The 18,442-nt window shown below is 55.6% G+C and carries 16 protein-coding genes; 6 read left to right on the forward strand and 10 right to left on the reverse strand.

What is annotated here, in order from left to right; genetic code table 11:
• Nucleotides 1–53 precede the first annotated feature (53 nt).
• From glpX to tpiA, 4 genes are all read left to right on the forward strand, one after another.
• Nucleotides 54–1,064 (forward strand): class II fructose-bisphosphatase, encoded by a 1,011-nt coding sequence (gene glpX / locus ACL2XF_RS19815; protein ID WP_410012709.1) that lies wholly within the window; start codon nucleotides 54–56, stop codon nucleotides 1,062–1,064.
• Nucleotides 1,065–1,304: 240 nt separating this feature from the next.
• Entirely contained in the window at nucleotides 1,305–2,051 is a 747-nt protein-coding gene (fpr, locus tag ACL2XF_RS19820; RefSeq protein ID WP_410012710.1) for a ferredoxin--NADP(+) reductase, read from the forward strand.
• 46 nt (nucleotides 2,052–2,097) lie between these two features.
• On the forward strand, nucleotides 2,098–2,691 hold the full coding sequence (locus ACL2XF_RS19825) for a DUF1454 family protein (protein ID WP_410012711.1): 594 nt from the start codon (nucleotides 2,098–2,100) through the stop codon (nucleotides 2,689–2,691).
• A 125-nt stretch (nucleotides 2,692–2,816) separates the two neighbouring features.
• A complete protein-coding gene (gene tpiA / locus ACL2XF_RS19830) occupies nucleotides 2,817–3,584 on the forward strand; it encodes a triose-phosphate isomerase (RefSeq protein ID WP_410012712.1) in 768 nt (255 codons plus the stop codon).
• 132 nt (nucleotides 3,585–3,716) lie between these two features.
• On the opposite strand, the gene rbsR is transcribed toward tpiA, so the two are convergent.
• From rbsR to cpxP, 10 genes are all read right to left on the reverse strand, one after another.
• Nucleotides 3,717–4,718, reverse strand: a complete 1,002-nt coding sequence (gene rbsR / locus ACL2XF_RS19835) for a ribose operon transcriptional repressor RbsR (RefSeq protein ID WP_413721808.1) — start codon at nucleotides 4,716–4,718, stop codon at nucleotides 3,717–3,719.
• An 8-nt stretch (nucleotides 4,719–4,726) separates the two neighbouring features.
• Complete coding sequence (gene rbsK / locus ACL2XF_RS19840; protein WP_413721807.1) at nucleotides 4,727–5,647, reverse strand: ribokinase; 921 nt, start codon at nucleotides 5,645–5,647, stop codon at nucleotides 4,727–4,729.
• A 77-nt stretch (nucleotides 5,648–5,724) separates the two neighbouring features.
• A complete protein-coding gene (gene rbsB, locus ACL2XF_RS19845) occupies nucleotides 5,725–6,612 on the reverse strand; it encodes a ribose ABC transporter substrate-binding protein RbsB (RefSeq protein ID WP_410012715.1) in 888 nt (295 codons plus the stop codon).
• A 23-nt stretch (nucleotides 6,613–6,635) separates the two neighbouring features.
• On the reverse strand, nucleotides 6,636–7,604 hold the full coding sequence (gene rbsC / locus ACL2XF_RS19850; RefSeq protein ID WP_410012716.1) for a ribose ABC transporter permease: 969 nt from the start codon (nucleotides 7,602–7,604) through the stop codon (nucleotides 6,636–6,638).
• On the reverse strand, nucleotides 7,604–9,115 hold the full coding sequence (gene rbsA, locus ACL2XF_RS19855; protein WP_413727404.1) for a ribose ABC transporter ATP-binding protein RbsA: 1,512 nt from the start codon (nucleotides 9,113–9,115) through the stop codon (nucleotides 7,604–7,606). The genes rbsC and rbsA overlap by 1 nt, the downstream gene beginning before the upstream one ends.
• Nucleotides 9,116–9,122: 7 nt before the next feature.
• Nucleotides 9,123–9,542 carry a D-ribose pyranase gene (gene rbsD / locus ACL2XF_RS19860; protein ID WP_413721806.1) on the reverse strand — a complete coding sequence of 140 codons (420 nt, stop codon included), beginning with the start codon at nucleotides 9,540–9,542 and terminating at the stop codon, nucleotides 9,123–9,125.
• A gap of 197 nt (nucleotides 9,543–9,739) precedes the next feature.
• Nucleotides 9,740–12,517, reverse strand: coding sequence for a hypothetical protein (locus ACL2XF_RS19865; RefSeq protein ID WP_413727405.1), 2,778 nt, complete (start codon nucleotides 12,515–12,517; stop codon nucleotides 9,740–9,742).
• A gap of 334 nt (nucleotides 12,518–12,851) precedes the next feature.
• Complete coding sequence (locus ACL2XF_RS19870) at nucleotides 12,852–13,841, reverse strand: sulfate ABC transporter substrate-binding protein (protein WP_410012720.1); 990 nt, start codon at nucleotides 13,839–13,841, stop codon at nucleotides 12,852–12,854.
• Nucleotides 13,842–14,179: 338 nt separating this feature from the next.
• Nucleotides 14,180–15,142 carry a 6-phosphofructokinase gene (gene pfkA, locus ACL2XF_RS19875; protein ID WP_410012721.1) on the reverse strand — a complete coding sequence of 321 codons (963 nt, stop codon included), beginning with the start codon at nucleotides 15,140–15,142 and terminating at the stop codon, nucleotides 14,180–14,182.
• Between the two features lie 523 nt (nucleotides 15,143–15,665).
• The gene (cpxP, locus tag ACL2XF_RS19880) at nucleotides 15,666–16,157 is read right to left on the reverse strand and encodes a cell-envelope stress modulator CpxP (protein ID WP_410012722.1); all 492 of its coding nucleotides are present in this window, start codon (nucleotides 16,155–16,157) and stop codon (nucleotides 15,666–15,668) included.
• Nucleotides 16,158–16,305: 148 nt separating this feature from the next.
• On the opposite strand from cpxP, the gene cpxR reads away from it, so the two are divergent.
• Both cpxR and cpxA read left to right on the forward strand, forming a co-directional pair.
• The gene (gene cpxR, locus ACL2XF_RS19885) at nucleotides 16,306–17,004 is read left to right on the forward strand and encodes an envelope stress response regulator transcription factor CpxR (RefSeq protein WP_410012723.1); all 699 of its coding nucleotides are present in this window, start codon (nucleotides 16,306–16,308) and stop codon (nucleotides 17,002–17,004) included.
• Nucleotides 17,001–18,410: an envelope stress sensor histidine kinase CpxA gene (gene cpxA / locus ACL2XF_RS19890; RefSeq protein ID WP_410012724.1), complete on the forward strand. Its 1,410-nt coding sequence runs from the start codon at nucleotides 17,001–17,003 to the stop codon at nucleotides 18,408–18,410. The genes cpxR and cpxA overlap by 4 nt, the downstream gene beginning before the upstream one ends.
• The last annotated feature ends 32 nt before the right edge of the window (nucleotides 18,411–18,442 follow it).

An 18,442-nucleotide genomic window follows, 5' to 3' on the forward strand; every position in this document is an offset into this window, starting at 1 on the left:
GTGTGATAAACTTTGCGATAAACTTCTCTTAAGTGGATACGCAAGGTTTAAGCATGAAACGTGAATTAGCCATCGAATTCTCCCGGGTGACCGAAGCCGCCGCGCTGGCGGGCTATAGCTGGCTGGGCCGCGGCGATAAGAACGCGGCCGACAATGCGGCGGTTCAGGCCATGCGCATTATGCTCAACCAGGTGCAGATCGACGGCCGGATTGTGATTGGCGAAGGCGAAATTGACGAAGCGCCGATGCTTTTCATCGGCGAAGCCGTCGGCACCGGCCAGGGAGACGCGGTGGATATCGCGGTGGACCCTATCGAAGGCACCCGTATGACGGCCATGGGCCAGGCAAATGCGCTGGCGGTATTGGCGGTGGGTGAAAAAGGCGCTTTTCTGCATGCGCCTGATATGTATATGGAAAAGCTGGTGGTCGGCCCAGATGCCAAAGGCGCCATTAACCTCAGCCTGCCCCTGGACGAAAACCTGCGTAATATTGCCCATACGCTGAATAAGCCGCTTTCGCAGCTGACCGTGGCCATTCTGGCCAAACCCCGTCATGACGACTGTATTGCCGCTTTGCAGCGGCTTGGCGTGCGCGTATTTACCATTCCCGACGGCGATGTGGCCGCCTCCCTGCTTACCTGCATGCCGGATAGCGAAGTGGACGTGATGTACGGTATAGGCGGCGCGCCTGAAGGGGTTATCTCGGCGGCGGCCATCCGCGCGATGGATGGCGATATGCAGGGCCGGCTGTTGCCCCGCCATCAGGTCAAAGGCGACACCGCGGCCAACCGCCTGATAGGCGACGATGAGCTGGCGCGCTGCGCCGCCATGGGCATCAGCGCCAATACCGTGCTGACGCTTAACGATATGGCGCGCAATGACAACGTGGTCTTTTCCGCCACCGGCATTACCAAAGGGGATCTGTTAAACGGCATCACCCGCAAAGGCAACCTGGCTACCACTGAAACCTTGTTGATCCGCGGCAACAGCCGCACCATCAGGCGTATCGCCTCAACCCATTACCTTGATCGCAAGGATGCCGCCCTGCACCCCTTTATTCTTTAACCTGCGGATTTCGCGCCATGGCATCAATTGCAAAACGTATTGTTAACAATTACAGTCGTCCCGCTGGATGCCAAGGCTGAATTAGCCGATAATGACGCGTTCGCGGCGTAACAAAAAAGGTAGCGCAGGCAACCATGCCGGCGCTTACCGGATCCGCTATCATCACCAGCCGCTGTGACAGAGTGGAGAATCGTTAGCCGGTCCGGGTACCGGCCGGAAAGACCAAGGGGAAAGTGAGTTATGGCAGAATGGGTGACCGGGAAAATCATACATGTGGAACACTGGACGGAGAGCCTGTTTAGCTTAACCGTTAACGCCCCCGTCGATCCTTTTACCGCCGGACAGTTTGCCAAACTCGGCCTGGAGATCAACGGCGAGCGTGTCCAGCGCGCGTATTCCTACGTCAACGCGCCGCACAGCGATAACCTGGAATTTTACCTGGTGACGGTGCCGGAGGGTAAGCTTAGCCCGCCGCTCCACGCCTTGCAGCCTGGGGATTCGTTAATGATCACCAAAGAGGCCGCCGGCTTTTTTGTCCTTGATGAAATCCCGGAATGTGAAACGCTATGGATGCTGGCGACCGGCACGGCGCTGGGGCCTTTTCTGTCCATCCTGCAGCAGGGGGAGGGACTGGAGCGCTTTAAGGATATCGTGCTGGTACACGCCGCGCGTTTTGCCCGTGACCTCAGCTACCTGCCCCTGATGCTGGAACTGCAGCAGCGTTTTAACGGCAAGCTGCATGTGCAGACGGTGGTCAGCCGCGAGGAGGTTCCCGGCTCGCTGACCGGCCGCGTTCCCGCCCTGATAGCCGACGGGTCCCTGGAAGCCGCGGTTGGGCTGCCGTTAAATGCCCAAACCGGCCATGTGATGTTATGCGGTAATCCGCAAATGGTCAGGGACACCCAGCAGATATTAAAAGATACCCGCGAAATGCGTAAACATCTGCGGCGCAAGCCGGGCCATATTACCAGCGAGCACTACTGGTAAGCGCCATGCGAATTTACTGGTTAAGATCACTGGGAATCTACGCACTGTGAACAGCAAAATCCGCTTCGTTATCCCGGCCCTGTTGCTGGCATTGCTGTTCCCGGCGGCGATGGGCGCGGCGGCGGAAAATCCCGCCGACACGCCCGCCCCCGCGCCTTATTTGCTGGCCGGCGCCCCCACCTTTGATCTGACGGTGGTGACATTCCGCGAGCAGTTTAATGCGCACAATCCCGCGCTGCAGATAGGCGAGTTCCGGGCTATCGACAGCCGTGGCGACGGCATGAATCTCACGCGCGCCGCCAGTAAAATCAACGGCACCCTGTATGCGTCCACCGCCCTGGAAAAGGGCAGCGGCAAGATCAAGACCTTGCAACTGACCTATCTGGCGGTGGAAGGCGGCAGCGAAAAAGCGGCGCGCGCCGTGGCCGTGAGTTATATGGCCGCGCTGCTGCGGGAGTTCGAGCCGGCATTGACGGCGGCGCAAAGTAACGCCCGGGTGGCCGACCTGCTGGCCAAAGGGAAAGGCTCGCGCTTTTTCCAGCAGTCCTGGGGAGCCTTGCGTTATGTGGTGGCCGATAATGGTGATAAAGGTCTCACTTTTGCCATAGAGCCGGTTAAGCTCGCCTTATCCGAACCCTGAGCGGCCGCGGTTTCATGACAAAAAACAAAGCCACCGCGGCGCTTTCTCTCTATACTGGGGACAGGTAATGCTGTCCCCGGGACAGTCAATTTTTTTATTTCGCGTTCCCTATTGGAGATTTTAAAATGCGATATCCGTTAGTGATGGGTAACTGGAAGCTGAACGGCAGCAAGCGTTTGGTTAACGATCTGATCGCCGCGCTGCGCACGGAATTAAACGGCGTGACCGGCTGTGGCGTGGCTATTGCGCCGCCGGTCGTCTATCTGGAGCAGGCTAAGCGCCAGCTTGCCGGCAGCCAACTGGCGCTGGGCGCCCAAAACGTCGATACCAATCTCTCCGGCGCGTTTACCGGTGAAGTGTCCGCCGAGATGCTAAAGGATATTGGCGCCAAATATATCATCATCGGCCACTCCGAACGCCGCACCTATCATAAAGAAAGCGACGAACTTATCGCCGAGAAATTCGCGGTTCTGAAAGAAGCGGGCCTGATCCCGGTATTGTGTATCGGCGAAAGCGAAGCCGAAAACGAAGCCGGTGAGACCGAAGCGGTCTGTGCCCGCCAGCTGGACGCGGTATTAAACGCCATGGGCGCCAAGGCCTTTGACAACGCGGTTATCGCCTACGAACCTATCTGGGCCATCGGTACCGGCAAATCGGCCACCCCGGCGCAGGCGCAGGCGGTTCATAAATTTATCCGCGGCCATATCGCCAAACACGACGCCGCGGTGGCTGAACAGGTTATTATTCAGTACGGCGGCTCGGTGAATGCCGGCAACGCGGCGGAACTGTTTACCCAGCCGGATATCGACGGCGCGCTGGTAGGCGGCGCCTCGCTGAAAGCCGACGCCTTTGCGGTGATCGTCAAAGCGGCGGCGCAGGCCAAACAGGCCTGAGATAACGCCACGGGCGGGTTCACAGCGCGTTAACCGTCCCGCCCCCTCGTTATCGTCGCCCTGAACCGTAAACCGGGTCTCATCCCCCGTGTTTGCGGTTTTTTTTCGCCATGATTAAACCCACGGCACAACTCAGCGACGGCCGACCGACGCCCGCTCCACCAGCTCGGGGGTCAGCACCAGCACCTGGGGTTCGGTATCGGGATGTTCCAACCGGTAAAGCAGGGTGTCGATCGCCAATTGGCCAAGCGAGTCTTTCGGCTGGTTGATCGTGGTCAGCGGCGGGGTAAGGTATTTTGCCAGCTCGATATCATCATAACCGATGACCGCCATATCTCCCGGCACCGACAGCCCGGCCTGGTACAGCGCCTGGTAGACGCCCACCGCAACCGCATCATTGCCGGTAAATACCGCATGGGGCGGCTCGCTGAGGGACAGCAGTTGTTGCATCGCGCTTACGCCGCCGCCAAATTCGAAATCGCTGAAAACCTCATAACCGGCCGGCACCGCCAGCCCGGCGCGCGCCATGGCGAGGCGATACCCCTGCAGGCGATGGCGGGCGGTGGTTTTATCCTGCGGGCCGGATATACAGGCGATTTTGCTGTAGCCGCGCGCAATCAGATAGTCGGTAGCCAGGCACCCGCCCAATAACGAGTTATCCTGGATAATATCCAGCGCGTCCTCAAACGGCGTCCAATCCATCATGACAATCGGCAGCGAGGGGTAGCGGCGCAGCGCCAGACGGGAAGGCCGGTTATTTTCGGTACACATGATAAGCAGCCCGTCGACGCGTTTTTGCAGCAGCGTCTCCATACTACGGCTCATGCGATCGGCATCCTCTTCGGTATTACACAGGATCAGGCTGTAGCCCCGCTCGTAGCAACTACGTTCGACGCCATGCACCACCTCCGCGTAAAACGGGTTATTACTGGAGGTAATCAGCATGCCGATAGTGCGCGTCTGGTTGATCTTTAAACTGCGGGCCAGGGCCGACGGCGCGTAGTTGAGCTGTTCCACCACCGCCATCACTTTAGCGCGCACCCGATCGCTGACAAACCGGTTGTTATTGATCACGTGCGATACGGTGGACGTGGAAACGCCCGCCAGACGGGCAACATCCTTCATGGTGGCCAAATAAGCTCCTAACCCTGCAGAAAAGCGTCGATTTCATCACGCCAGGGAATTGACGGCTGCGCCCCCGGACGGGTTACCGCCAACGCGGCGGCGGCATGGGCGAACCTGACGGCGTTATCCAGGTCCTGGTCTTCCAGCAGCGCGGTCATCAGCGCGCCGTTAAACGTATCGCCCGCCGCGATGGTATCCACCGCCTTGACCTTGAATCCGGGAACCCGCTTGCCATTGCCACGTTCGCTCAGCCACACGCCGCGGCGGCCAAGGGTAATGATAACCGTAGCGATGCCCTTATCATGCAAAATCCGCGCGGCGCGGGCGGCGCTGGCGTCATCGGTGACGGCGACGCCGGTCAGTTGCTCCGCCTCGGTTTCATTGGGCGTAATAATGTCTACCAAGGCCAGCAATTCGTCCGGCAGCTGACGCGCCGGGGCCGGGTTTAATATCACCTGGGTCTGGTGATCGCGCGCCAGGCGGGCGGCGGCGATCACGGTATCAAGGGGGGATTCCAACTGCATCAGTAATGCCGCGGCATGGATGACCAACTGCTCATAGCGGGCCAGGTAGGCCGGCGTTACCGCGGCGTTAGCGCCGGGATGGATGCCGATGACATTTTCACCCTCCGCGTTGACAAAAATCAGCGCGACGCCGGTGCTGGCGCCAGGGCTGGGTTCCACGGGCAGAATATCAATGTTGTCCGCCTGCAGCTGCCGGCGAATCTGCGCGCCGATAGCATCCTCGCCCACGCAGGCGATAAAGGCGATATCGGCGCCGCTGCGGCCGGCGGCCACCGCCTGATTAGCGCCTTTGCCGCCGAACGCCACCTGATAGCTGCCGCCAATTACCGTTTCACCGGGACGGGGAAATTGTTGTAGATTAAGTATATGATCCGCGTTAATGCTGCCGAGAACCACCAGCTTTTTTATTGCCATAGCCTGTATCCTGGTTAGAAGCGTTATCGCCGGCGCGCGGCGATAACACAAGGCGCTGCTGTCGAGGTTTTACGGGCTTATTTGGTGACCAGCTTCAGGGCAACCGGGATCACCGCATCCACTTTTTCGCCTTTCAGAACCTTGTCTGCGGTTTCCACGCCGATTATACCGATCTGGTCGGGCTGCTGCGCCACGGTGGCGGCAAGTTTACCGCTTTGCACCGCTTTGATGCCGTCGGCGGTGCCGTCAAAACCCACCACCAGCACATCGGTTTTATTCACGGTTTGCAGGGCGCGCATGGCGCCCAGGGCCATTTCGTCGTTCTGCGCGAATACCGCCTGCACCGCCGGATGCGCGGTCAGCAGGTTCTGCATCACGTTAAGTCCTTTGGTGCGATCGAAATCGGCGGGCTGGCTGGCCAGCATAGTAAATTTATACTGATCGGCCGATTGTTTAAACCCTTCGCCGCGCTCACGCGCAACAGACGTGCCGGCGATACCTTCCAGCTGGATAACCTTGGCGTTCTGGCCCAGTTTTTCACCGATAAAATCACCGGCCATTTTGCCGCCGACCCGGTTGTCGGAGGCGATATGGCTGACGACGGCCCCTTTGCTGGCCTTACGATCGAGGGTGATCACCGGGATCTTGGCCTGGTTGGCAATAATGACCGCGTTGCCCACCGCGTCGGAATCGCTTGGGTTGATAAGCAAAAGCTTAACGCCGCGCACCGTCAGATCCTGCACATTGGCCAGTTCCTTGGCCGGGTTGTTTTGCGAATCGAGCACCACCAGCTGATAACCCAATTTATCCGCTTCCTGCTGGGCGCCGTCTTTCATGGAAACGAAGAACGGATTATTCAGCGTGGACACCACCAGCGCGATGCTGTCTTTCGCCAGGGCATTGGCGCTGAGAGTGGCGCTTAACGCCACGGCGGACATCAAAAAAGCTAATTTTTTCATTTTCATCTTTATCATTCCTGCGGGAGAGGTTATTTACTGCTTTTGTTATCTACCAGCACCGCCAACAAAATCACCACGGCTTTAACAATCATCTGGTAGTAGGAGGAAACGCTCAATAAATTCAGTCCGTTATTAAGGAAGCCCAGGATCAGCGCGCCGACCAGCGTCCCCATGATGCGCCCTTTCCCGCCGGACAGGCTGGTACCGCCCAGCACCACCGCGGCGATGGCGTCCAGCTCATAGCCGGTACCCGCCGTGGGCTGCGCCGAGGACAGGCGCGCCACTTCGATAACGCCCGCCAACGCCGCGAGCAACCCGCACAGCGCGTAGACGATGACCTTGACCCGATCGACGCTGATGCCGGACAGCCGGGTGGCGGCTTCATTACCGCCCAGCGCATAGATATAACGGCCCAGGCGGGTGTGATGCAGCATGTACCAGGCGGCAAGAAACACCACGGCCATGATCCATACCGGCGTGGGCACGCCAAGGGGACGACCGATGCCAAACCAGCCAAACGCGTCGGCCGTATCGCTGAAACCAGTGTTTACCGGACTGCCGTTGGTATACACCATGGTGATACCGCGCAGCAGCAGCATCATGACCAGGGTGGCGATAAAGGCCTGTACCCTGCCCTTCGCCACAATCAGGCCGGTGATGGCGCCGATGGCCGCGCCCAGCGCCAGGGAGGCGCCCACCGCCACCATGACATTCATTTCCAGCCCCACCACCGAGGCGGCTACCGCGCCGGTCAGCGCCAGCAGGGACCCGACGGACAAGTCAATGCCTGCGGTGAGGATCACCAGCGTCATACCCACCGCCATGATGGCGTTGACCGAGGTCTGCTGGAGAATATTGAACAGATTGTTGAGGCTGAAAAAATTGGCGCTCATTGAAGAAACCACGGCGATCAGCACCAGCAGCGCAATCAACGATTTTTGCTCCAGCAGCCAGGCTTTGCTGATGCCGCGTTTAACGGGGATAGTCCGGGAATTCATTACTGATTCTCCTGCTGGGTACGATAAAGCTTGCCGACGGCCGCGGCCATCAGCACTTCCTGGGTGGCCTGTTCGATGGGGAATATGCCGCTTAAGCGGCCTTCATGCATCACCATGACGCGATCGCTCATGCCAAGGACCTCCGGCATCTCGGAGGACACCAGGATGATGGAGAGTCCTTCCTGTTTAAACTGGTTGATCAACTGGTAAATCTCTTTCTTGGCGCCCACGTCGACGCCCCGGGTCGGCTCATCCAGGATCAGCACCTTAGGGCGTGTCATCAGGCCGCGCGCAATGGCGACTTTTTGCTGGTTGCCACCGGACAGCAGGCCGATAGGCTGCTCCATCGACGGCGTTTTGATATTAAATAAACGGATAAAATCCCCGACAGCCACCCGCTCGTCGGCGTGTTTCAGCCAACCGGCCTGATGGCTAAAGTAGCGCAGGGCGGTTAAAGTCATGTTTTCCTTAACCGACATGCCCAGCACCAGTCCGTCGCGCTTGCGATCCTCGGAAATATAGACAATGCCGTTGGCAAGCCCGTCCTGGGGCGACCTGGCGACCACGGCGCGTCCGTCGAGCGTCACGCTGCCGCCGGTGCGCCTGGCGGCGCCATAGAGGGTTTTCATCAGTTCGGTACGGCCGGCGCCCATTAGCCCGGCGCAGCCCAGGATTTCCCCCTGGCGCAGGGAGAAACTGACGTCATGCACCCCGGGGCCCGACAGGTGGCTGACCAGCAGGCGCTCCTCGCCCGGACGCTGCGCGACGCGCGGATACTGTTCCTCCAGGCGGCGGCCCACCATCATTTCAATCAGCCTGTCTTCCTGCAGCTCGTTTACCGGCCGTTCGGCAATAAACTGCCCGTCGCGCATCACCGTGACATCGTCGCAGATCTCGAAAATTTCCTTTAGCCGATGGGAGATATAGACAATACCGCACCCCTGCTGCTTCAGTTCGTTTATCACACTGAACAGCGATGCCGTTTCCGTATCGGTTAACGCATCGGTGGGCTCGTCCATGATGATCACCTGCGACTTAAAGCTGATTACCTTGGCGATTTCCACCATCTGCTGATCGCCAATCGATAATTCCCCCACCAACCGGTGGCTGCTATAGGCCAGGTTCAGGCGGCCCAGGAGTCGGTCCGCTTCGCGATACATCCGCTTCCAGTCGATGCCGCCGATACGGTTAAGGAATTCGCGCCCCAGGAAGATATTTTCGGCGATCGTCAGTTCAGGGATCAGGTTAAGTTCCTGATGGATGATACCGATACCGGCCTCCTGCGACGCCTTGGGGCCGCTGAAGGCAACTTCCTTTCCCATAAATATGAGCGTACCGGCATCCTTGCTGTAAATCCCGGTCAACACCTTCATCATGGTGGATTTACCGGCGCCGTTCTCCCCCACCAGCGCCATCACGCGGCCGGGATACACGGTCAGCGCCGCGCCGGAAAGCGCTTTGACGCCCGGAAACGACTTGTCTATCCCGCTCAGTTGCAGTAAGGGTTGCATAAATGCCTCAGAAGGTGACGCCGGAGCAGAGGATAACGTTGGCGAAGGGCGAGCACTCCCCGCTGCGAATAACGGCCCGGCTGTGGGCGGTCTGCGCTTTGAATGCCTGATGGCTGATATAGTCGATGACGATGGTATTGCCCTGCGCTTGCTCCAGCTGGGACAGCCCGGCCAGCAACGCCTGGTGCAGCGCGGGATTATGGGCGGCCATTTCGCTGGCGATTATCGCCCTTTCCACCTGCATCTCACTGGCCACGACGTCGAACACCTGTAAAAAGCCCGGCACGCCCTGGGTCAACGCCAGATCGATCCTGGCGGCTGTCGCGGGTATGGGCAACCCGGCATCGGCAATGACGATTTCATCGGTATGCCCCAAGCGGGAAATCAACGCGGAAACCTCGGCGTTGAGCAGTAATCCTTTTTTCATTGGCAGATCCTCCCAGCGAAACGTTTCGCTGGGCTGAAAATAATCACAAACGGGCCAAGCCACAAGCGGGAAACATCAAAAATGTGATCGCCATCGAAACGTTTCGCTGGACCAGGCGGCACGGCGGCGGCTGGCGTGACCACCGGCGCGTTGTTCATTATCGCCGGATAAAGAGCGGCCGCATCCTTGCCATGGCCTCAGGGCGCCATCTTTTGTTTGATCTCATAAATCACATCGTCCCATCTTTCTTCGCCACGCATGTTTAGACTGTGTTTATAGTCGTTGCCGCTGCGAAAAAAATCTTTTTTAATATCAATGATATCAATGGGGAAAAACATTTCACTTTCTGCATCCCACAACATATTCGCCCCATGGAGATCAGCGTGTATCATATTGACATTATTTAGTTTTTCCAGCATATCGACAAAGCGTTCAACTGCATCGTGCGGCAGGGAGCCCTCGGGAAGTGAATCTAACGTTATGCCGGGAATTTTGTACATTCTGTTATAAAAATTACCATCATTATCAGCAAATACCTTTGCCGATTCCGGGCCATAATATAAACGAAAGCTTTCAGCCTCCTTTTCCGCCAACATTTCAATATCTATATCGGCGTCGCCATCCGGATGTGGGCGCATCATCTTGATATACCAATTGGGATCCTGGCCATCCTGGAAAACGATACCGTAATCACCTTCACCAATCTGCGTACCGAGCAGGAGTTCAAGGTTAACGGATTCGTCATCGGGATCAAACACAGGCACTTTCCGCCCTTGCGCCGGCGCCACATTGACGGCGCTTTCATCAATTTTAAACCGTTTTGCCCAGGGAGGAATTTCACTAAACTGTTCAATATGCAAGGCAAACGAATATTCGTTAAACAGTCCCTCCTGGGGGAAATGGTATTGAGACAGCAGTGTTTTGGCCTGTTCAAGGTCGAACCCATCCAGGTCCTTGAGAATATCCACAGCATGCTTACGCGGCCTGAGTCCCGCCCGGCCGCTCATGCCAATCTTACGGAGATCGTTAATCCTTTCCCTAAAATTTTCGACATGAAATTTATTTTTCTTGAAGCGAAGGTTGATTTTTCGATGATTATTCATCAGAAAAAACTTGTATGCGGTTTGCGGATACCTTTTCACTTTAAAATATTTATTTTTAATTTTCAGATATGAATTATTATTTATATCCCAGCGCAGGCCAAGCTTATCAGGCGTGGACAAATCGAACGCGTTGACGCTCTCCCCGACAATATCCTTGGCAATGGCGCGTCGCAGCGTTTTGGCGACATGGATTGACGTCGGCGCTTCAAACAACCAGCGGCGACCGTCAAACTCGACGGGATGGCCGCGCCGGCCAGGCATAGCCCGATTAAAAATTTCATATTTAAGGCCTCTTTTGGGCACTACCGCCGCGCGCACAGGCACTAATTCTCCCTTCAGCTCAACCACCCTCATTATGACATTATCACCCATAGCCATTGTGTCTTTTGACCTGACTTCAATAATTTTACCGGCACCATAGTGTTTGGGATTAAGGTTATCAACCTGAATATATTCATAGGCGCCGTCAAACCTCACCTTGAACGACTTAATTCTTTTCTCTTGTCTAAACGTGAAGGCGGGTTTGTTATTGTGTGTGCCAAGATGCCAAGAATGGCTGATTTTTTCATGATATACCGGAATCCGGGATTCCGTTCCGTCATGGTTCCGCAATTTCACTTCGTGGGTTCTTTTCCCCGCGCTATACTTAAGTTCATAATTCTCGCCATATAATTTAATAAATTTCTTACCGTTTTGTACTGTATAATCAACTCCCTGCCCTTCAGGCACATCTCCGTCGATATGGATCTTATCATTTATCGCGTCATAAAAAACTTTCCGGCCAGTTTTAGCGTTATTACCCTGCTGCCCAGGTGGAATAATGTATTCACCCGCTTCTGTTTGCCGAACACGCTGGATGGCGCCATCCAGGTCAACGGCAAGATGTTTGACAGTATTGATACCGGTCGGATATTTTTCGTGAACAAATACCCCGTCTGGATCAAAGGCATTTGCCTTTTGCAATTCCCGTGGTTTGTGATGTAACAGTGGATTTGAAAAACCCCTGCGGTCGGTAATGCCAACCTCGGTATTGAACAGCAGATTGGCCATTTCCTCAGCCGAAAATTCGTTCCTGACGCAGTTGCTGTCACCATTGATGGAATGGCCTGATACAGACAAGGCTTTTGCCGAAGTATATTTTATAATCGGGTACGCGCCAATAGTGTAAATCCCGAAAATGATGTCATGACCAAGATTGACAACTTCAAACAGTATGGCTCCTATTTCAGAAAGTTCACCATTACCCCAGATCCACTCCTTAAGTTTTTCGGCGAAACCACGAACGGGATTCCTGATATATTCGCCGGTGACAAGCAGACTATCCCCCAATACTTTCCCTTGGTTGGTTTTGGTCCTGATATGGCAATTCTTTTCAATATAATCCCGGTAATCCTGTTCTTGCAGACCGGCTGAGATATCTAAAGATATTCGCTTCTGTCTAAAAGACTTATCCTTTTCTGGCGAAATATACATAAACGCAATCGCGTCTTGACCGATGCCATGCTCCGCATAGCCTTGTCCCGCGCTTAACATGTTAAACAGTAGCCGTTGTGGTGCCTTGCCCTTCATTTCATGGATGCTGTTTGCGGGGGGTGGCGCCGCCGGGCCTGTGGGCGCGGCCTGGCGAGAAAGCAACGGGGAAACGGCGCGCCCGGATGGCCGCACGGCTGCCGGCGCCAGGCTCACTGATATATTGGTGGCCAGCGTGAGCGCCTGAAGCATGAGATGCGCCCTGGCGCCCACGACCCCATCGCCTGGCGACGCGGCCATGCCGTTCAATTTTTGCTGGATTTTTTTATTACTGACATAATCGTGAGTCTGGCTGTGGTAGCGTCCGATATGTTCCCTGTGCTGAATAGCGGATGATGGCATAATGTGAATCCCTTCCCTCCCTCTATCATGATGTTATTCAAGTCGCAATGACCTTTGCCAAGGCAAAAAACCCTTAATCATGACAAGCCGGGTGTTCATTAATTGAGAATTTGGTGCTGTTATCCATATGTTGCATAAAAAATTAGCGGGAGATAATTAAAATATGGAATACAGTGGGTTAACGATAGATTAACGAAGCGGCCAGCCCTTGTGCCGGCGGCAGACCGCGCTGCGGGATATTTTAAACGGCTGTCATACAAATCATAAAAATGCCGTACGGTGTCGCCGCACGGCATTTTTTTAAGATAAAACTTCGTATTGAGTTAATTTATAATTAACGCTGGCTGATTTGATCGTAACTGCCACCGGTGGAGAAATGGACTTTTTGCACTTTCTGCCAGTCGCCGAAGTCATCCTTAAGGGTAAATAATTTAATCTGCGGAAACTCCTTGGCGAACTCTTTAGCGATTGCCGGATCGCGCGGGCGATAATAATTCTTGGCGGCGATACGTTGACCTTCGGTTGAATAAAGATACTTCAGATATTCGGTCGCGATGTCACGCGTGCCCCGCTTGTCGACCACCTTGTCAACCACCGATACGGTAGGCTCAGCCAGGATGGATTCACTTGGCGCCACGATATCGAATTTATCTTTGCCGACTTCATTGACGGCCAGCAGCGCTTCGTTTTCCCAGGCGATCAGCACATCACCGATGCCGCGTTCCACAAACGTATTGGTAGAGGCACGCGCGCCGGAATCCTGTACTTCGACGTTTTTAAACAGGGCCTTGACAAAGTCCTGGGCCTTCGCCTGATCGTTATTATTATGATGCAGGGCGTAACCCCAGGCAGCCAGGTAATTCCAGCGCGCGCCGCCGGAGGTTTTCGGGTTTGGCGTAATGACCGAAATACCCGGTTTAATCAGATCCGGCCAGTCATGGATCTGTTTAGGATTACCTTTACGCACCAGGAAGACAATGGTGGAGGTGTAGGGGGCGGAGTTATCGGGCAGGCGGGTTATCCAGTTTTTATCGATGCTGCCGCGCTCGGCAATCGCATCCACATCGTATGCCAGCGCCAGGGTTACGACATCCGCGTCGAGTCCGTTGATAACCGAAGTGGCCTGTTTGCCGGAGCCGCCGTGCGACTGGCGCACCGTCACCTTATCTCCGGTCTTGTCCTGCCAATACTTACTGAAAGCCACGTTATAATCCTGGTATAACTCACGCGTCGGGTCATAGGATACGTTTAATAATTGAACATCCTTTGCCAGTGCGCTTCCAGATAACAGCATCAACAACAGCCCTGCTTGCCATTTCGACATCGTTCCACTCCCCAAGAGAATTTTTTGTCATGTGAATAGTGCTTAACCAGAGAGTGTCAGAAATCGCTGCGTGTTTTAAAGAATAAAAACGTAATTTATATAATCAAAAGAGATAACCAGTGAATGTGCCGCAACGGCACGGCAAAGGAACGGCGGCGTAACGGGCGTGCTCTGGCATTGGCGTCTACGAGAGGTTGGGCGGAGTAAAGGCGGGTGAGGCAAGAAAAGCCGGGTATTATTCTAAGGGGGCCGGGAAACGCCGCAATGGCGTTCTCATCCGTGAGAACCAGGGCCTTGTCCTTTGGCGGCGCCGTGGCCATCGGCTTGCGGCGCGGATATCAATACAGTTTTTTAGCGCATTCCAGCAAATCGCTTTTAAATGGCCGCTTCATATTTTCTATGGCATCGACGATGTCATGGTGAACCAGTTTTTCGTTTTGCACCCCGACGCAACGCCCGCCGTAGCCTTGCAGCAGCAGCTCAATCGAAAACGCGCCCATGCGCGAGGCGAGGATGCGATCGTAGGCCACGGGGCTGCCGCCGCGCTGGATATGCCCTAAAACCGTGGCGCGGGTCTCGCGGCCGGTCTCTTTTTCGATATATTGCGCCAGCTCGGCAACATTACAGATATGTTCGGTAATGGCGACGATGGCGTGTTTTTTACCTTTGGCGATCCCGGCTTTGATTTCATACACCAGATCGTCTGGTTTGAATTCCACTTCCGGCAGCACGATGAATTCACAGCCGCCGGCGATAGCCGCGGACATAGTCAGGTCGCCGCAATAGCGCCCCATAACTTCGACGATGGAGATGCGCTGGTGCGAGGAGGACGTATCGCGCAGCCTGTCTATCGCCTCGACCACCGTTTCAAGCGCGGTGAAATAGCCGATGGTATAATCGGTGCCGGCGACGTCGTTATCGATGGTGCCGGGCAGGCCAATACAGGGGAAACCCATTTCGGTAAGGCGTTTCGCCCCCATATAGGAACCGTCGCCGCCGATGACCACCAGGGCGTCAAGGTCGCGCTTTTTCATATTTTCTATGGCTATCGCGCGGGTACCCTCTTCCCGGAATTCTGGAAAGCGGGCGGAGCCGAGGAAGGTGCCGCCACGGTTAATCATATCCGACACGCTATAACGGTCCAGCTTCTTCATCCGATCCTGAAACAAGCCGAGGTAGCCGTCATAGACGCCGTACACTTCCAATCCCTCGGACAGGCCGGCGCGCACCACGCCCCGGATCGCTGCATTCATGCCTGGTGAATCACCGCCGCTTGTCAGTACACCGATTTTCTTAATCATGACTACCTCTGAACTTTAAATATAATTGTAGAATACACTATGCCGGCTGAATATCGGGTCCCATTTGCACTAAGGCCCTTGGCTTATGGTAAAAATAGTATCTCAAATCCGATTTGCTGAATTGATTCAGGTCAGGCAACATCCGACTATCTGCTGGTTTTAAGCCATATGATAATGCATTGCATTTCCGCTTGCCCGCGCTTTTTTTCGCCACAAAAAGGATATGGGGTGCCGATAAACGCAGCCGCGTAATACCATAATGCCGCCGCCGGATGAATGCAGCATTGCAGTTGATAACAGATGTTACCGTCTCGCTGTAGGCCTCCGATGCCATATGGCCGACGCCCGGTTTTTCCGAGCGGGTCGCATCCAGGATCTTCAGGCAAAAAAAACCCCACCTTTCGGTGGGGAAGACAGGGATGGTGTCTATGGCAAGGAAAAATGGGAATGCACTATTTACTTACTTACGCGTTACGGTACTCATCACAACTTTTCACATCTCACATCACTACACTGGGCGTTGCTACTCGTTACTCAACGCTGGCTTCTGGGACGAAGTTTGGGTCATTTCCGCCATCTGCAGCTGGATCTCGGCGATACGCTGCTGATGTTTTTGATTCAAAATTTGTCTTTGCTCCGGGGTCAGCAGGTTGTACATTTGGTTGCGTACTTTGGCCATTTCAACCTGACGGATCACCTGCTGCTGCGCCATTTTTTCCGTTTGGGCCCGCACTGCCGGTTCGTCAAAATTTTCCGCCGTCACCAATGTATGCAGCCGTTCCATTTCGCTAATATTAAAGCGAGGAGTGGCAAGCAGGGCCTGACTCATTAAATCACGCATTTGTTGCCGCTGTTGTTCGGTGAGCCTGACGCCGTCAAACATGCTGTAATGGCTATCGCTTAGCCGACTGGCGATATCATCGTGATGCCAACTTTCCGTAGCGGTCTGCTCGCCGGCCAGGGTGCTTCCTGTTACCAGGGCGGCGGCGATGACCAATACGTTAAGCTTGTGCATCCTTAACCCCTTGACTCTTTCTTTGTTGCTTAACCATGAAGTCATTCTACTGAGGCCGCTGCAAACATGCGTCAGGGGATGTAAAGCTACGTAAAGTCATGGATTGGTAGTGATTGTTGACGTATTTTGCATCATGAGGTGAATAAAAATGAATAAAATCCTTTTGGTTGATGACGATCGCGAATTAACAGCATTATTAAAAGAATTGCTCGAGATGGAAGGCTTTGAAGTCCTGGTCGCCTATGACGGCGAGCAGGCGCTGAACATGCTGGACAGCTCGGTGGATTTGCTATTGCTTGATGTGATGATGCCGCGCAAAAACGGTATCGATACGCTTAAGGAGCTGCGCCAGCAGCATCAAACGCCGGTGATTATGCTGACCGCGCGCGGCAGCGAACTGGATCGGGTGCTGGGGCTTGAGCTGGGCGCGGATGACTATCTGCCCAAACCGTTCAACGATCGCGAGCTGGTGGCGCGTATCCGGGCCATTTTACGCCGTTCGCACTGGACCGAGCAGCAGCAGGTCGGCGATGCCGGCACGCCCGCGCTGGAGGTGGATTTTCTGCGCCTGAATCCGGGGCGTCAGGAAGCCACCTTCGACGGCGTTGCGCTGGAGCTGACCGGTACCGAGTTTACGCTGCTTTACCTGCTGGCCCAGCATCTTGGCCAAGTGGTCTCCCGCGAACACCTGAGCCAGGAGGTGCTGGGCAAACGCCTGACGCCGTTCGACCGGGCGATCGATATGCATATCTCCAACCTGCGGCGTAAACTGCCGGAACGCAGGGACGGGCATCCGTGGTTTAAAACCCTGCGGGGACGAGGCTACCTGATGGTATCCGCCGCATGATAAACAGTTTAACCGCCAGGATCTTCGCCATTTTCTGGCTGACCCTGGCGTTGGTGCTGATGCTGGTGCTGATGGTGCCCAAGCTGGATTCCCGTCAGTTGACGCCGCTGCTCGACAGCGAACAGCGCCAGGGCATTATGCTGCAACAGCATGTGGAAGCGGAGCTGGCGGGAGATCCTGCCAACGACCTGATGTGGTGGCGGCGGCTGTTCCGCTCCATCGATAAATGGGCGCCTCCCGGGCAGCGGCTGATTCTGGTCACCAGCGAAGGGCGGGTCATCGGCGCCCAGCGTAATGAAATGCAGGTTATCCGTAATTTTATCGGCCAGTCCGACAACTCCGATCATCCGCAAAAGAAAAAATATGGCCGCGTGGAATTGGTGGGGCCGTTCCCGGTGCGGGACGGCGAGGATAACTATCAGCTGTATCAAATCCGCCCCGCCGGCAATTCACAGTCGGACTTCATCAGCCTGATGTTCGACCGGCCGCTGCTGCTGTTGATTGTCACCATGCTTATCAGCATCCCGCTGCTGCTCTGGCTGGCCTGGAGCCTGGCGAAACCGGCGCGTAAACTCAAGCATGCCGCCGATGAGGTGGCCCGGGGCAATTTGCGCCAGCATCCCGAGCTGGAAGCCGGTCCACAAGAATTTCTGGCCACCGGCGTCAGCTTCAACCAGATGGTCAGCGCCCTGGAAAGAATGGTTAATGCCCAGCAACGCCTGCTGTCCGATATTTCCCACGAACTGCGCACCCCCCTGACGCGTTTACAGCTGGCCACCGCCCTGATGCGGCGTAAACATGGCGAGGGCCATGAACTGGCCCGTATCGAGACCGAAGCGCAGCGTCTGGACTCGATGATTAATGATTTGCTGGTGCTGTCGCGCAATCAGCATAAGAACGAATTGACCCGCGAATACGTCACGGCCGGCGATTTGTGGAACGATGTGCTGGACGATGCCAAATTCGAAGCCGAACAGATGGGCAAAACCCTGCGCATCGCCTCGCCTCCCGGCAATTGGATGCTGGTCTGCAATCCCGCCGCGCTCGACAGCGCGCTGGAAAATGTGGTGCGCAACGCCCTGCGTTACTCGAATCAGCAAATTTCGGTGACGTTTACCGCCGATCAGCAGGGGGTCACCATTATCGTCGATGACGACGGGCCGGGCGTCAGCGCTGAAGATCGCGAACAGATTTTTCGCCCGTTCTATCGCACCGATGAAGCGCGCGATCGCGCATCCGGCGGCTCGGGACTGGGCCTGGCCATTGTCGAAAAAGCGGTGGAGCAGCATCACGGCTGGGTTAAAGCGCAAGACAGCCCGCTTGGCGGGCTGCGGCTGGTCATGTGGCTACCGTTGCATCACCGGCGCCCGGCGGCGGGCACGGAGAACAAAGCCGAGAGCAAATAAGACGCGGCCGGAAGTGGGCAATTGCGGCATGG

Origin of the sequence: Sodalis sp. RH19 (assembly GCF_047324215.1) — a bacterium.
GTDB lineage: Bacteria > Pseudomonadota > Gammaproteobacteria > Enterobacterales > Enterobacteriaceae > Acerihabitans.

Excerpts from the sequence above, each read along its gene's own strand:
- glpX (WP_410012709.1), top strand. The coding sequence starts at position 54 with ATGAAACGTGAATTAGCCATCGAATTCTCCCGGGTGACCGAAGCCGCC.
- rbsD (WP_413721806.1), bottom strand. The coding sequence starts at position 9,542 with ATGAAAAAAGGATTACTGCTCAACGCCGAGGTTTCCGCGTTGATTTCC.
- ACL2XF_RS19865 (WP_413727405.1), bottom strand. The coding sequence starts at position 12,517 with ATGCCATCATCCGCTATTCAGCACAGGGAACATATCGGACGCTACCAC.
- fpr (WP_410012710.1), top strand. The coding sequence starts at position 1,305 with ATGGCAGAATGGGTGACCGGGAAAATCATACATGTGGAACACTGGACG.
- tpiA (WP_410012712.1), top strand. The coding sequence starts at position 2,817 with ATGCGATATCCGTTAGTGATGGGTAACTGGAAGCTGAACGGCAGCAAG.
- rbsB (WP_410012715.1), bottom strand. The coding sequence starts at position 6,612 with ATGAAAATGAAAAAATTAGCTTTTTTGATGTCCGCCGTGGCGTTAAGC.
- cpxA (WP_410012724.1), top strand. The coding sequence starts at position 17,001 with ATGATAAACAGTTTAACCGCCAGGATCTTCGCCATTTTCTGGCTGACC.
- cpxP (WP_410012722.1), bottom strand. The coding sequence starts at position 16,157 with ATGCACAAGCTTAACGTATTGGTCATCGCCGCCGCCCTGGTAACAGGA.
- rbsC (WP_410012716.1), bottom strand. The coding sequence starts at position 7,604 with ATGAATTCCCGGACTATCCCCGTTAAACGCGGCATCAGCAAAGCCTGG.
- rbsK (WP_413721807.1), bottom strand. The coding sequence starts at position 5,647 with ATGGCAATAAAAAAGCTGGTGGTTCTCGGCAGCATTAACGCGGATCAT.
- ACL2XF_RS19870 (WP_410012720.1), bottom strand. The coding sequence starts at position 13,841 with ATGTCGAAATGGCAAGCAGGGCTGTTGTTGATGCTGTTATCTGGAAGC.
- pfkA (WP_410012721.1), bottom strand. The coding sequence starts at position 15,142 with ATGATTAAGAAAATCGGTGTACTGACAAGCGGCGGTGATTCACCAGGC.
- rbsA (WP_413727404.1), bottom strand. The coding sequence starts at position 9,115 with ATGCAACCCTTACTGCAACTGAGCGGGATAGACAAGTCGTTTCCGGGC.
- cpxR (WP_410012723.1), top strand. The coding sequence starts at position 16,306 with ATGAATAAAATCCTTTTGGTTGATGACGATCGCGAATTAACAGCATTA.